Here is a 14912-nt window from a genome sequence, read left to right as displayed (position 1 = left end):
ACAAATAACGGGGAATGGTTCAGTGTATCACAGGGAAAAGGGGGAATAAATATGACGACGTTACCTAGGAAAATAAAGATATTCTATGCTTTGGGCCAGTTAGGCTGGTCCATACTAGCAGCAATTATAGGAACATGGTTAATGTACTTTTACCTATCGCCAGAAGAAGCAGGTATTGATGTAGTAATCCCACAAGGTAGTATATTTCTTGGTATTACGGTTATTGGTCTTGTAATGGGATTCGGAATATTAATTGATGCATTTACCGACCCTTGGATTGCAAATTTAAGCGATAAAAGCAAGCATCCTCTTGGAAGAAGAATACCATACATGAGGAAAAGTGCGTTGCCTTTAACAATCTTACTTATTTTAGTATTTTTTGTTCCTGTTCAAGGTGGAATACATGCTTTTAATTCCATTTGGCTTTTAATCGTATTGCCGCTTTATTATATTGCGTTTACTGCCTATGTTATACCTTACACTGCCCTATTAGGGGAATTAGGTAGTACAACTGAGGACAGGATAGACTTATCAACATATATATCCATCACTTGGTTTCTTGGTCTAGCGATTGCTACACTAGCTCCTAATATATGGGGGATTTTCATGGATCTATTTGACATGGAAAAGACGGCAGCGATCAAGCTGACTTTTATCGTCCTTGCAATTCTTGCATTTGTGCTAATGCTCGTTCCGGCGTATACCATTGATGAGAAAAAATATTGCACATCTAAGCCTTCCAGTCTTGAGCTGAAATCATCATTAAAAGCAGTTTTTAAAAATATCAATTTCCGCTATTTTTTGTATAGTGAGTTTGGTTATTGGCTTTCAAATGGCTTCTTTCAAGCAACCCTTGTTTATTATATTACGGTACTTGCCCTTCAAAAAGAAAGTGATGTTGGCCTTGTTGTTACAGCGGTTGGTGTATTGTCATTCATGCAATACCCATTAGTTAATAGATTGAGTAAAAAATACGGTAAGAAAAATCTTATGATTGTTTCATTTTTTCTACTAATACTATCATTTATATATGTAGCTTTTATTGGCAAGCTTCCGTTCGATGGATTTGCCCAGTTAATTCCAGTTATTGTACTGATCTCTATTCCTTCCGCCATAACAGGTGTTTTACCTAATGCAATTATTGCTGATTGTGCAGCTCACGATGCTTATACAACTGGTGAAAATAGAGAAGCAATGTACTTTGGTATACGTTCATTTTTGAATAAAGTGGGAGGGACTTTAGCGGTAATTCTACTACCGTCCATATTGGCAATTGGAAAATCTACTGAAAATGATGTTGGCATAAGAATATCCGCTATTGTTGCAGCATTAGTAGTCGTCGCATCCTTAATAGCTTTTCTAAAATATGATGAAAAAGGAATTCTATCAACTATTAAAAATTTTAATAGAGATAAGATTTCTGAAGCTGATATTTAATAGGAGATGAGCGAATGAAACAAGCGAAGAAAGGATTTTACTGGTCCATACTTTTTGCAATTCTAACTTTAAATCTCGTGCTGTTTAATATGATTTTAGGCTTACTTCGCCCTATTTGGTATGATATCGACAAATTCCTTGGTGTGGCAATAGGTATTTCAACGAATTGGACACTAGGAATTTTTATTGTAACTGTAATGCTAATTGTTTATTCAGGTCAGCAAGTTTATGTATCCATAAAAAAAATTAAAATGAATGAGGAATACAAACCAAAGCTTGTTGGCAAAATTGCGCTATTTTTTGTTTTGATTGTGTGGAATAGCATGCTAACTCTTTTATTTACAGAATTGGGCAGTGAGATTGCTATTTTAAAGCTTCAGTTTATAGAGTTTTTGAACTGGATACTTTTGATCATAATTTTTATTGTTTTAGCTTTATTCTTACAAATAACTAATATATGGAAAAACAAAGTAGTTTCGTTTGCGATAATAATCGTTATTTCTATGTTGATTGCTTGGAATATGATTAATCCGGGTCCGCCTGAGGTAGTCGCTGGTCCATATTTGCATGCACCTACTGAAAATTCGATAACGGTGGGGTGGATAACAAAGGATCACTCTGTCAGCTGGGTTGAATATGGCGAGAATGGTAAGCTCGATAAAAAAGCTTATACAACAAAAAAAGGATTAGTTGGGGGAAATCAAACAGTTAATAAAATAAAAATAGAAGGATTAGAACCAGGAAAAGCATATGATTATCGTATTGTTTCAAAAAAGATAAAAAAACAATACCCTTATGATATTAAGTTTGGAAAGACCTTTTATGGTGAAGTGTTAAACTTCGATACTTTAAGTAGTGACAAAAATGAAATAAGCTTTCTTGTAATTAACGACATACATGAAAACGTAAATCTTCTAACAAAACTTTTAGAAGTAGAAGCAGAGAAGCCATACGATTTGGTTGTTTTTAATGGGGATGCCTTTAATTATGTAATGAATGAAACGCAGTTGATCCAGAGTTTTCTTAAGCCGGTATCAGAACTATTTGCATCGGAAATACCTTTTGTATTTGTGCGAGGAAATCATGAAACACGTGGTAAATTCGCAAGTCAGCTACCTGATTATATGGATAGCCCTAATGGTGAATACTACTATTCTTTTAAACATGGTCCCGCAGAAATCCTTGTCTTAGATACAGGAGAGGATAAAAAGGATGATCATGAAGAATATTTTGGACTTGTAGATTTTGAAGCTTATCGCGAAAAAGAGACGGAATGGCTGAAGGAACTAGTTACAACAAAAGACTATAACATTGCTGATTTCAGAGTAGTATTGTCGCATATTCCGCTGAATGAATTTCAAATGGAGGAACGGATAGATCCGCTTGCGATGTATCAAAAAGAGTGGGCTCAACTGCTGACTAATGGTGGGCTAGATGTTGCGTTAAGTGGGCATTACCATATGAATAAAGTATTCGAACCAAAAGGAGCAGTTGGTTTCCCGGTTATTCTAGGCGGTGGGGAGGCCTATGAAGAAGGGAACTACTCCATTCTAAGAGTAGATATAAATCGTGATAAAATTGAAATCCGCTCTACAGATGAAAAGGGTAATGTGACAGACATCTTGAAAATTGAAAAATAGAATATAATGGGAGAATGAACTAGATGTAATGAAAATACACCAGGTTCCAATAGATTCAATTGGAACCTGGCAGCTTTTATCTTCTTACTTCATATGTTTCAACAAGTTCAATTGAACCGCTGACGGACTGTGCCATGGAACAATTTTTCTTCGTCAATTCGAAAACTTTATCCATTTTTGATTCATTAATTGCATGACCTTCAATTATAAAATGTAAGTGGACTTTCTCGACTCTATTGGCAATTTCCGGATTTCGGAGTACTTCTTTCACTTCGATCGTAATATTTTCTGCCGGCATCCGCATTTTTTCTAGAATATTTCGCATCACTCCACCACTACAAACAGCTAATGATGAAACTAAAAGCTGATAAGGTCTAAACCCATATTGCTCATTGCCTGAAATCGTCAGCTTTCCAAACTCTGTTTCTGTTTCAAACCCATGTTCTCTCATTTCAAATTTCAAAGTTATCTCCTCCTATAATTAAATTATAAAGCATTGTAGCATCAATGAATGTATTTTTTGCTACTGATGTATTTGGTATACATAATGTTGTAATAAACAAGCAGGTATTAGTAAGTGACATGTCGAATTTTTACATAACAAACAGTGATAAGGAGATTAGGCATATGAAAACAGAAAAAGAGAAGATGTTAGCTGGTGAACTTTATAATCCAGCAGATCGAGAATTACTAAAAGGAAGACTGAATGCTCGTAGCCAAACTAGAATATACAATCTAACACTAGAAACAGAAGAAGAACAACGTACAAAATTACTAAAAAATCTGTTTGGTTCAACGGGTAAAAGTTTATATATAGAACCTACGATTCGTTGTGACTATGGGTACAACATACATGTTGGTGAGAATTTCTATGCTAATTTTGATTGTGTGTTTTTGGACGTGTGTGAAATTCGAATAGGTGATAATTGTTTTATTGCACCGGGTGTACATATATACACAGCAACGCATCCATTAGATCCTACTGAAAGGGCATCGGGTGTTGAAAATGGAAAGCCGGTAACGATTGGTCATAATGTTTGGATTGGTGGTAGGGCAGTTATAAATCCGGGAGTTACAATTGGGAATAATGTTGTTATTGCTTCTGGGGCAATCGTTACAAAAGATGTGCCTGACAATGTTGTTGTAGGCGGAAACCCTGCAAGAATTATTAAACAAATAGAAGTTTAATTAATTTTAGGGGGACCGATTATGTTTTTTCCGATTGGCATTTCGTTTGTTTTTATAGTAATACAAGCTATCGTAAGTACAAAAGGTTATGTTTGGGGAAGTGTTACAGTTGCGGCTATTTATACTGCGCTAATAATATTTTTCTTTCAGTCGTATGAATTAATAGCAATTCTATATCTTGTATGCTGTTTTTTTTGGATTATCAGCGCTGCGACATTTGCAATGAGATGGATATGATAAGCAAATATGCGTCTAAAAACGAAAAAACACCGGCAGAGTTAAAAAGCAGCAATTTCAAGGTACTTAAAAAATATCTATAAATCTGGTGAACCTTAAAACGAAGGTGACAGAGATGTCAAAGAAATTCAAAAATGCTCTTTTCCAGTATGGAAGAGAGCATTTTTGAGTGATTATAAGGTTAGTATCTCGTAAAATCTCGAAACATCTCAGAAAACCCTTCATTCCCTTAAATCGTAATCCTATGCTCCAAATAAATCTCCCGCTTAGTAATCTCCGCAGCTTCCAGTAGAATACTTTCCGGTACTGGCTGTTTATAAGCTTCAATAGATTCAATTAGCTGTTCGGAACTACTTGCGCCAATAATAAGTGATCCAGTTACTTTTATTTGCAACGCGTATTGAAGTGCAATGGACGAAATTGGTGCATCTAATGCTTGCAATTTTTCTATTGTGTCGATTAATTCTTTATTTGAATATGAAAGATAGTTGTGGGTTTTATTTGCACGATTAAGGCCGTCAGCTGTTAGTAAACCTTTTGCAACAGTTCCTCGTATTAGTAAGGAAGCTTGGTTGTCTTCGAGCAATGAAAAGCATTCTTCTGGTCTTCTATCTAGTAAACTATACTGCATCATAACGGAAACGGCGTTGCTTTTTTGAAGGAATCGTTCGATAACATTTGGTCGAATAGAGGAAATGCCATATTCACGAATAAGTCCTTCTTTTTTAAGCGATTCCATCGTATCAATCACTTCATCGACATCGTCTTCCATCATTCCGCCATGTAATTGGTATACATCGATATAATCAGTTTGCAGTCGCTTCAAAGATGCATGAATCCCTGTAGTAATCCACTTTTTAGAAGGGTCCCATGACCAGCCATCACCCGACGCATTTACTCGATTTCCTACTTTTGTAGCGAGAATGATGTCTTGGCGATTATCTTTCAACGCGTTCCCGACAATTTTTTCATTTTCCCCTTGATCGTATAAATCGGCCGTATCAAAATAAGTTATGCCATTATTTAATGCTGTTTGAATAATTTTGTTTGCCTCTTGTTGATTGGTTGAAAGCGACATGCAGCCGAACCCAATTTCCGAAACAAATAGATCACTTTTTCCTAATTGTCTTTTATGCACGAATTATCACGTCCTTTACTCCATGGTACAATGAGTATCATACATATTCAAATGAGAGGAAGTTATGAAATGAAAAAATTTGAAGAGAAAACGATTAGCTCTAAATTTATATATAAAGGAAGAATTATTACATTATTAGTCGATGAAGTGAAGTTACCTAATGGCAAAACGGGTAATCGAGAGATTATTAAACATCCAGGAGCAGTAGCGATTATAGCAATTACAGAGGATAATAAAATAATTTTAGTGGAGCAATATCGAAAAGCATTGGAACGTTCGCTTATTGAAATTCCAGCAGGAAAAATGGAGCAGGGGGAAGCACCAGAAGCAACTGCACTTCGTGAGTTAGAAGAGGAAACAGGATATACGACAAATAGCCTGCGATATATTCAATCTTTTGCGACATCGCCTGGATTTGCAGATGAAGTGATTCATGTATATTTTGCAGATAATCTTGTACAAGTAGAGGAAAAAGCAGCCTTAGATGAGGATGAATTTGTCGAGTTGATGCATGTTTCGTTAGAAGAGATGGGAGATTTGATTGCGAATAAACAAGTGTATGATGCGAAAACTGCTTTTGCCTATCTTTGGTTAAAAGACTATTTAAAATAAGCATATTTAGCCTAATTCAGCATACGCCTCGGCGCATATTTGTTTGTTGTACAAGCATATGATGAAAATAGATAGGGGGTGGTCCAATTTGAACCAAACTTATACTATTTTCGTTTCACTAGCTGTACTTGTTATAAGCTTTGTCGGCGGTTTAATATTATTTGAAAGAAGTTCCCCAGAACAGCAGCAATGGATTATTCAGCTTGTTGATTCACGTGTTCTATTAATAGAACAACCTACTTTTTTAGAAACTATCTTTCCTCATTTAATGATTGCCGTTTTATTTTTTTTATTTTATCAGCATCGTTATTTGAAAAACTTTGTTTTAGTTATTTGTGCATTAAAGATTACGTTTTATGGTTTTTGTTCTAGCTACTTACTTCAGTCACAAGATACGACTTTTCCTTATGTATTTTGGTGGTTTCCGTTTCAATTAGTTTATTGTTTGCTTCTTCTCGCACTTGCAAATAGAATAAATGTCTTTACGTTAGCCTTATATATAATTATTATAATTATAGAGTACTTCTTAATACCATTCTTATTATTTAATAATTAGTATTTATTGATAATAATTATAAAGTTAATCTCTTGTAATGAGAATTGACTCTTTGGTATAATGAAAGGAGTATTAAGGAGGCGTCATATGGAGAGCCGTATTGATCGTATAAAAAAGCAATTATCTGGTGCGAGCTATAAACTGACGCCACAACGTGAAGCGACAGTGCGAGTTTTGCTTGAAAATGAAGAAGATCATTTAAGCGCAGAAGATGTCTTTTTACTAGTTAGAGAGAAATCACCGGAAATCGGACTGGCTACAGTATATAGAACACTTGAATTGTTGAATGAGTTAAATGTTGTGGATAAAATTCAGTTTGGTGACGGGGTATCCCGTTATGATTTAAGGCAAGAAGGAGCGGCCCATTTTCATCATCATTTAGTTTGTTTGGAATGTGGTGCTGTCGATGAAATTCAAGAGGATTTATTGGAAGATGTGGAAGCAATTGTTGAGAAAAAGTGGAACTTTATTATAAAAGATCATCGTTTAACTTTTCATGGAATATGTTACCGCTGCCAAGACAACTAATACTTAGTATAAACAAGCGAAGGATAGCACATTATGCTATCCTTTTTTATATAGAAAGGAGATAGTCCGATGAAAGATGGGTTGATTCATTTAGAAGATTATTTGCATTTTTTACGTATTGAGCGTCAGCTAGCGAGTAATACGCTAGTTTCCTATAAAAAAGATTTACTAGATTACTTAAAGCACATTTTTGAAATGCAACAATTACATACATTAGATGAAGTGGAACGCCAACATATTGTTTTGCATCTTAGAACATTAAAAAATGAAGGGAAGACACCTCGAACGATTTCCCGACATATTTCATCTATTCGTTCCTTTCACAAGTTTTTAATACGGGAAAGAGTGACGAACCAAGATCCTACGATACATTTAGAGCTCCCGCAGCTCGATCAAAAATTACCTCATTTTCTTTCGGTGGAAGAACTAACAATATTATTAAACGGAATTGATTTGTCGAAAGCGCAAGGAGTGCGCGATCTTGCAATGTTTGAGTTGATGTATGCAAGTGGCATGCGTATAAGTGAATGTTTAAATTTGGATTTAGAAGATTTGCATTTAACGATGGGATTTGTGCGCTGCTTTGGTAAAGGCGGAAAAGAGCGGATTATTCCACTTGGAGGAGCAGCAATAAATGCTTGCACAAACTATATCGAAGAAGCGAGAGCTAAATTAGTTAAGCCGACAGAAAAAACAGATGCATTATTTATCAATCAACGAGGAAAAAGGTTGACGAGACAAGGTATTTGGAAGCTTTTAAAGGCGCATGCAATGAATGCAGGTATACAAAAAGAAATAACTCCGCATGTATTGCGGCATTCTTTTGCGACACACTTAATAGAAAATGGAGCAGATTTACGAGCAGTGCAAGAAATGCTTGGCCACTCGGATATTTCTACGACACAAATTTACACGCATGTAAGTAAAACAAGATTGAAAGAAGTATATAAGAAATTTCATCCGAGAGCATAAATATAAAAAAATAACGTACATATGCGCAAATGCCGAGTCACTTGTTGCATATGTACGTTATTTTTTTAAAAAGTCAGAGGTCTGACCTGTACAAGTTGAAGTTTTTTGGTAAACTAAAAGAAACGAGTTAGGGGGATAATAATGGACAATACATTTAAACGAATTCATATCATTGTAATGGACTCTGTAGGAATTGGGGAAGCACCAGATGCGGCTGCTTTCGGAGACGTTGGTTCTCATACGATTGGACATATCGCAGAGAAGATGGATGGTCTTCACATGCCGGAAATGCAAAAATTAGGTCTAGGAAACATCGATCGTATTCAAGGTATTGATAAAGTCGAAAATCCAACTGCTTATTTTGGAAAAATGCAAGAACTTTCGGTTGGAAAAGATACGATGACTGGACACTGGGAAATCATGGGTCTGAACATTGATAAACCATTTAAAGTATATCCAAATGGATTTCCTGATGAACTAATTTCTGCTTTGGAACAAAAAATAGGACGTAAAGTAATTGGGAATAAACCAGCGAGTGGAACAGGAATATTAGATGAGCTTGGCGAAGAACATATGAAGACAGGTGCAATTATTGTCTATACTTCTGCAGATCCAGTGTTACAAATTGCTGCTCACGAAGAAATTATACCGTTAGAAGAGCTATATCATATTTGTGAAGTTGCTAGAGAGCTTACATTGTCAGAAGAATTTTTAGTTGGCCGAGTGATTGCGCGCCCATTTATCGGGGAACCAGGCAATTTTGCACGTACTTCCAATAGACATGACTACGCACTGAAGCCGTTTGGTCGAACTGCGATGAATGAACTACAAGATGCTAATTTTGATGTGCTTGCTATTGGTAAGATTAATGACATTTTTAACGGAGAAGGTATTACTTCTACAGAACGTACAACGGATAATATGGATGGAATGGATAAATTCATTGCAACGTTAGATAAAGATTTTACGGGTATTAGTTTCTTAAATCTTGTAGACTTTGATGCACTTTATGGACATCGCCGTGACCCAATTGGTTATGGGAAATCGTTAGAAGAGTTTGATGTAAGAATGGCAGAAGTTTTTCCAAAGCTAACAGACGAAGACTTGCTTATAATTACAGCTGATCATGGCAATGATCCTACTATGCCAGGAACGGACCATACAAGAGAGTATGTACCGTTAATCGTGTACTCTCCAAGGTTTACACAGATGAAAGAGCTTCCACTTTGTAAAACATTTGCAAATATCGGAGCAACAATTTCTGAAAACTTCAGTGTAGCGACAACAGAAGTTGGAGAGAGTTTCTTGTCTTTATTGAAATAAAATCTAAAGAGGTGGGGATAATTATGAACATGCTTGAATTGATTGATAAGAAAAAGAGAAATATTGCCCTAACTGAAGAAGAAATACAATATATGGTTACGAATTATACAAATGATGAAATTCCTGATTATCAAATGAGCTCTATGCTAATGGCAATTCTTATTAATGGGATGAGTAAAGAGGAAACATCATGGCTAACGAAAGCAATGGTTGATTCGGGAGATGTTATTGATTTATCGTCTATTGAAGGTTTTAAAGTAGATAAGCACAGCACAGGAGGCATTGGGGATAAAATTAGCTTGCTAGTAGCGCCAATTTTGGCATCATTAAATATTCCTGTGGCGAAGATGAGTGGTAGAGGCTTAGGCATTACGGGAGGTACGGTAGATAAGCTAGAATCAATCGACGGCTTTCATGTAGAATTATCTTCGGAACAATTTATCCAACAAGTGAATAAACATAAAATTGCCATTGTTGGTCAATCTGGAAACTTAACACCAGCGGACAAGAAATTGTATGCATTAAGAGATGTAACAGGAACGGTAGACTCTATTCCGTTAATCGCTGCGTCTATTATGAGTAAAAAAATTGCTAGTGGTGCGGATGGTATCGTACTGGATGTAAAATGCGGTAAAGGTGCTTTTATGAAGGATTTAGCGCATGCATCGGAACTTGCTGAAACAATGATCGGAATTGGCGAGAGTCTAGGAAGAAAAGTTTCGGTTGTTATTACAGATATGAACCAGCCACTTGGTCATAATATCGGAAATAAATTAGAAGTTGCTGAATCGCATGATTTCTTACAAAATTATCAAGATAGTGAACAAGGCTTACTAGATGTTACAGTAGCTATTTCTTCTAAAATGTATCAATTAGCAACTGGTGTAAGTGATGTAGAAGCTAAGGAAAAAGTGCTCGAAACACTTTCAAGCGGTGCAGCATTAACTAAATTCAAAGAATTTATCGTTGCGCAGGGTGGAGATGCTTCGGATATTGTCGCGAAAAATACGAAGCACGAAATTGAAGTGAAGTCTAATCACGATGGCTTTGTCCAATTAATCGATGCTGAAATGATCGGCAAAGCCTCTCTATTCGTAGGGGCTGGAAGATTGACGAAAGCGGATGTTTTAGATTTTGATTCGGGTATTAAATTAGTATCACTAACAGGACAACGAGTGAAAAAAGGCGATACATTAGCTGTTTTATATTCGAATAAAGATGAAATCGAAGCGTCGATTCAGTTAATCGAAGAAGCGTATATTATTACGGATGTTGAACCAGCGAAAAAGAATTCTATATTAAAAATTATGTAACACCTATCGAAATAGGCATCTTGTAAAGGTTTTTAAAACTTTTACAGGGTGCTTATTTTTTTTGTGGGAACCGTTGATTTGCGTTCCAGGCGGACGCGTTCCGCGGGGTGAGCGATGAACCATCACCGCCCCTACGGGTACGTTGTGATGTTCCATCTGCCTCACTGATCCCGCAGGTGCACTCCAATCAACTCATATATAGAAGTATCACTTTCTAGAAACCTACAAAAGCTGCCAAAATTGTATCTTTGGCAGCTTTTGTAATGTATAGAATGCAACTTGCTTTACCTCCTCGTTCGTACTTTACATAAAGTGTGTCTTAAAAAATAGCCACTATGCCTTCGCATTTTATATAGGTTATTATTCATGGAGATTTGGACTTATCTATAAAAGTGACGATTAATTTGCACTTATTCAATACTTGTCTAGTTGAATTTACCTAAATATTTGCCACACTTCGTATTTAGCTGGAAAACTATTCATTCGTTCGCTTTTCTATGAAATATCGCTTCCATTCTAAGTAAGTAGCAACCTCCATTGGATTGAAGCGAAAGGGGTGGCGACTCCGGCGGGAAAAGCGTTAGTCGAAGACCCTGGACTGAGCGCATGCGAAGGAAGCGGCTGAGGCAACGCCCGCGGAAAGCGTCCACGCCTGTAGCAGAAACTGCCATTAAGACGTATTAAATGTATAAAACGAACGAAAATACTAAATTGAATAAAATGGTTAATCAACAGGCATGAAGATTGAATTTAAAATATTATCTGCTTTTCTATGTTTAAAAATAGAGTAATAATCCCATACTTTTCTTGAACAAACCTTTGTCGAAAATCGACTAATAAACAATGATTTCTTCTACTTTTGTCATGCGCAAGGATTCCAGGATATCAATGTTGAATTGGGCTAACAGAGGAGGCGATTATATGTATCACGAAGTAGAAAAAGTTGGCGATGAAATAATTATTATTCGATTAAAAGGTGAATTAGATCATCATAGTACGCAAGAAATTCGAAATGAGATAGTACCAATGATTAAAAATGGCTCTATTAAAGTGATTGTTTGGAATTTGAAAGATTTACACTTTATGGACAGCTCCGGTATAGGTCTGATACTTGGTAGAATGCGCGAACTAGCTCCTATCGACGGCCAAACGATTATTGTCAATCCATCTGAAACGATGAAGAAAATTTTCACGTTTGCGGGGTTAAGTCCATATATTTATAACGAATCAGAAATTGAGATTATGTCAAAGTTAGGGGGAATTGTTTATGGACAATGAGATTACATTAACTTTTATTGCCAAAAGTGAGAATGAAGCATTAGCGAGAATGGTTATGTCTAGTTTTATCGCAGCAATTGATCCAACGATTGAAGAATTATCGGAGTTTAAAACGGTTATTTCAGAAGCGGTGACAAATGCAATTGTTCATGGTTATGAAGAAGATGGCATTGGAAAAATTGATATTCATGCAAGTAGATTAGATAGAGAGATTATCGTATCCATTGTAGATTATGGTCGTGGTATTCGTGATGTTTTGCAAGCACGTGAGCCTCTATTTACGACTAAACCAGAAGAAGAACGTTCTGGAATGGGCTTTACGATTATGGAAAGTTTTAGTGATGATGTAGATATTTATTCAATTCCTGATAGGGGGACAACCGTAACTATTACGAAGAGATTTGTACCAATTCAAGAATCAGTTAGGATCGTCTAATGATGAATAAAAAGCCGTCTACTTTATTATCACAAGAAACAATGAGAGAGCTAATTGCTGCTTCACAAGCTGGAGATAAGCTAGCAAGGCAGCAAATGATTGAAGGTAATACAAGGCTTGTATGGTCAATTGTTCAAAGGTTTGCTTCTAGGGGTGCGGACTTAGAAGATTTATTTCAAATTGGTTGTATTGGTTTAATGAAATCTGTGGATAAATTTGATTTGAGTTATGAAGTGAAATTTTCTACGTATGCTGTTCCGATGATTATAGGTGAAATTCAGCGGTTTTTACGAGACGATGGCATGGTGAAAATAAGTCGTTCTATTCGAGAGTTGAATTTTAAAATTCGGCACGCAACGGATGATTTTTTGAAAATAAATGAACGGCAACCAACCATTCTAGAACTGGCGACTGTTTTAGAAGTTTCGAGAGAAGAAATTGTGATGGCAACCGATGCGCTCAGAGACCCTGCATCTTTGCAGGAACAGCTATATGAAAATGAAAGTGGAGATGCTTTAACGTTAATGGATCAAATGAAAGATGAGCGCTCGGAGAAATCATTTGATCATATTCCACTAAGGGAGCTCGTCGAAAAACTAGAAAAAAGGGAGCAAATGATTATTTATTTGCGTTATTATTTGGATTGTACTCAAAGTGATATTGCGGAGAGGCTAGGTATATCCCAAGTGCAAGTTTCGAGATTAGAGAAAAAGATATTAACCCAGCTTAAGACATGGCTTGTGCCAGCTGGTTTCAGCAACAATCAAAAAGCAAAAGATGGGTGATTGAAACGAAATCGTTATTTCCAAATATGTCGGCAGCAGAAGATTTTTTGAAAGAAAAGTTTGGTGTTAATGAATCATATGATTTTGGCACGATGCATACTCATTTATATGATTTTCCAGTGCTGCTTGTTTATATTAATGGGTTAGTAGATGGGCAAGTGCTTACGGAATTACTGACTCAAGTGCAAAGGGATAAATGGGATGTAGAATTAGATGAAAATACGATTATGGAGCATTATTTCCCTTATTACTCGATAACGGCATATGATTCGACTGAAAAATGGTTAGTTGCTTTAATGAGTGGACAAGTGACATTCATTTTAAAAAATGGTTCTGTTTATACAATTGATGTTCGAACTTATCCAGGAAGGCAACCTGAAGAACCGGATAACGAAAAGGTAGTAAGAGGTTCAAGGGATGGCTTCACTGAAAATATTGTTCAAAATACGGCGTTAATCAGAAGAAGAATTCGAGATGTAAATTTACGTTTTGAATTACATCAAGTTTCAACACGAAGTCAAACAGATATTGCAATCGCTTATATTAAAGATGTTGCAAATGATGATAATTTGGTACAAATACGTGAACGTTTAAATCGAATTCAGCATGATGGATTTACAATGACAGATAAAGCGCTAGAAGAGTGGATATTTAAGCAAGGATTTCACCCACTACCATTCGTGCGCTTTACGGAAAGACCAGATATTGCGGCAGCGCATTTATTGGAAGGGCATATCGTGATGATTGTCGACACTTCTCCATCTGTTATTATTGTTCCGACTACATTATTTCACCATCTCCAGCATGCGGAGGAGTATAGACAAGCGCCAGTCATTGGTACGATCGTTCGATGGATTCGTTTTTCTGGGGTATTATTAAGCTTATTTTTATTGCCATTTTGGTATTTGTTCGCTACACATCCTGAGTTTTTGCCGAAGTCTTTCGAATTTTTAGGACCAAAAGAATTCGGAGAAGTGCCTCTTTTACTCCAAATATTAATAGCGGATATCGGGATAGAATTTTTAAGATTAGCTGCCATTCACACACCGACACCTTTGTCGACAGCGATGGGAATTATCGCTGCACTTGTCATTGGTCAGATGGCAGTAGATGTCGGATTATTCATACCTGAAGTAATTCTTTACGCAGCAGTAACTGCCATATTTACTTTTGCGATACCTTCGTATGAGCTAAGTATTGCGACGAAAATTTTTAGAACGTTTATTTTGCTAAGCACCGCTATTTTTGGTGTGAATGGTTTATTTATATCTCTCGTTTGTTTGCTTTGGTATGTAGGTTCTATAAAGCCTTTAAATGTACCGTATTTATGGCCTGCTATGCCGTTCTTTCCAAAAGCATTTTTACGAATACTGATCAGATTTCCAATGCCTGTTGATGCAAAAAGGCCGTTCATCACGCGATCACCTGTTCGTAAAAGATCATAAAACCCATTGCATTCTTCCCTTTTA

At 36.3% G+C, this 14912-nt stretch carries 16 protein-coding genes; 14 read left to right on the top strand and 2 right to left on the bottom strand.

Translation table 11 applies throughout. The features are described from left to right. The first annotated feature begins 51 nt into the window (after positions 1–51). Together RUH95_RS01520 and RUH95_RS01515 are read left to right on the top strand one after the other, a co-directional pair. The gene (locus RUH95_RS01520; RefSeq protein ID WP_313891046.1) at positions 52–1437 is read left to right on the top strand and encodes an MFS transporter; all 1386 of its coding nucleotides are present in this window, start codon (positions 52–54) and stop codon (positions 1435–1437) included. 14 nt (positions 1438–1451) lie between these two features. Beyond that, positions 1452–3077 carry a purple acid phosphatase family protein gene (locus tag RUH95_RS01515; protein WP_313891045.1) on the top strand — a complete coding sequence of 542 codons (1626 nt, stop codon included), beginning with the start codon at positions 1452–1454 and terminating at the stop codon, positions 3075–3077. Between the two features lie 76 nt (positions 3078–3153). Here the strand turns inward: RUH95_RS01515 and RUH95_RS01510 are convergent, their stop codons facing one another. Next, entirely contained in the window at positions 3154–3540 is a 387-nt protein-coding gene (locus RUH95_RS01510) for an OsmC family protein (protein ID WP_313891044.1), read from the bottom strand. Positions 3541–3704: 164 nt separating this feature from the next. Here RUH95_RS01510 and RUH95_RS01505 point away from each other — a divergent pair, with 164 nt between their 5' ends. Continuing rightward, complete coding sequence (locus RUH95_RS01505; protein WP_313891043.1) at positions 3705–4265, top strand: maltose acetyltransferase domain-containing protein; 561 nt, start codon at positions 3705–3707, stop codon at positions 4263–4265. Positions 4266–4286: 21 nt separating this feature from the next. Next, positions 4287–4502, top strand: a complete 216-nt coding sequence (locus RUH95_RS01500) for a hypothetical protein (RefSeq protein ID WP_313891042.1) — start codon at positions 4287–4289, stop codon at positions 4500–4502. A gap of 229 nt (positions 4503–4731) precedes the next feature. On the opposite strand, the gene RUH95_RS01495 is transcribed toward RUH95_RS01500, so the two are convergent. Next, a complete protein-coding gene (locus tag RUH95_RS01495; protein ID WP_313891041.1) occupies positions 4732–5640 on the bottom strand; it encodes an aldo/keto reductase in 909 nt (302 codons plus the stop codon). Positions 5641–5709: 69 nt separating this feature from the next. Between RUH95_RS01495 and RUH95_RS01490 the strand changes: the two genes are divergently transcribed. From RUH95_RS01490 to RUH95_RS01445, 10 genes are all read left to right on the top strand, one after another. Further along, on the top strand, positions 5710–6252 hold the full coding sequence (locus RUH95_RS01490; RefSeq protein ID WP_313891040.1) for an NUDIX hydrolase: 543 nt from the start codon (positions 5710–5712) through the stop codon (positions 6250–6252). Positions 6253–6340: 88 nt separating this feature from the next. Next, complete coding sequence (locus RUH95_RS01485) at positions 6341–6808, top strand: hypothetical protein (RefSeq protein ID WP_313891039.1); 468 nt, start codon at positions 6341–6343, stop codon at positions 6806–6808. Between the two features lie 87 nt (positions 6809–6895). Next, the gene (gene fur, locus RUH95_RS01480) at positions 6896–7336 is read left to right on the top strand and encodes a ferric iron uptake transcriptional regulator (RefSeq protein ID WP_313891038.1); all 441 of its coding nucleotides are present in this window, start codon (positions 6896–6898) and stop codon (positions 7334–7336) included. 69 nt (positions 7337–7405) lie between these two features. Next, entirely contained in the window at positions 7406–8308 is a 903-nt protein-coding gene (xerD, locus tag RUH95_RS01475; RefSeq protein WP_313891037.1) for a site-specific tyrosine recombinase XerD, read from the top strand. A 141-nt stretch (positions 8309–8449) separates the two neighbouring features. Next, complete coding sequence (gene deoB, locus RUH95_RS01470) at positions 8450–9631, top strand: phosphopentomutase (protein WP_313891036.1); 1182 nt, start codon at positions 8450–8452, stop codon at positions 9629–9631. Between the two features lie 23 nt (positions 9632–9654). Next, a complete protein-coding gene (locus RUH95_RS01465; RefSeq protein ID WP_313891035.1) occupies positions 9655–10944 on the top strand; it encodes a thymidine phosphorylase in 1290 nt (429 codons plus the stop codon). A 921-nt stretch (positions 10945–11865) separates the two neighbouring features. Beyond that, on the top strand, positions 11866–12222 hold the full coding sequence (locus RUH95_RS01460; RefSeq protein WP_313891034.1) for an STAS domain-containing protein: 357 nt from the start codon (positions 11866–11868) through the stop codon (positions 12220–12222). Then, positions 12212–12658, top strand: a complete 447-nt coding sequence (gene spoIIAB / locus RUH95_RS01455) for an anti-sigma F factor (RefSeq protein WP_313891033.1) — start codon at positions 12212–12214, stop codon at positions 12656–12658. Before RUH95_RS01460 ends, spoIIAB begins: the two co-directional genes overlap by 11 nt. Further along, on the top strand, positions 12658–13443 hold the full coding sequence (locus RUH95_RS01450) for a SigF/SigG family RNA polymerase sporulation sigma factor (RefSeq protein ID WP_313891032.1): 786 nt from the start codon (positions 12658–12660) through the stop codon (positions 13441–13443). Before spoIIAB ends, RUH95_RS01450 begins: the two co-directional genes overlap by 1 nt. 26 nt (positions 13444–13469) lie before the next feature. Continuing rightward, positions 13470–14888, top strand: coding sequence for a spore germination protein (locus RUH95_RS01445; protein ID WP_313891510.1), 1419 nt, complete (start codon positions 13470–13472; stop codon positions 14886–14888). The last annotated feature ends 24 nt before the right edge of the window (positions 14889–14912 follow it).

Source organism: Psychrobacillus sp., from assembly GCF_032154225.1.
In the GTDB taxonomy this organism is placed as follows: Bacteria; Bacillota; Bacilli; order Bacillales_A; family Planococcaceae; genus Psychrobacillus.
Note: the sequence above shows the minus strand (reverse complement) of the source record. Positions and strands in the feature narration are given on the sequence as shown.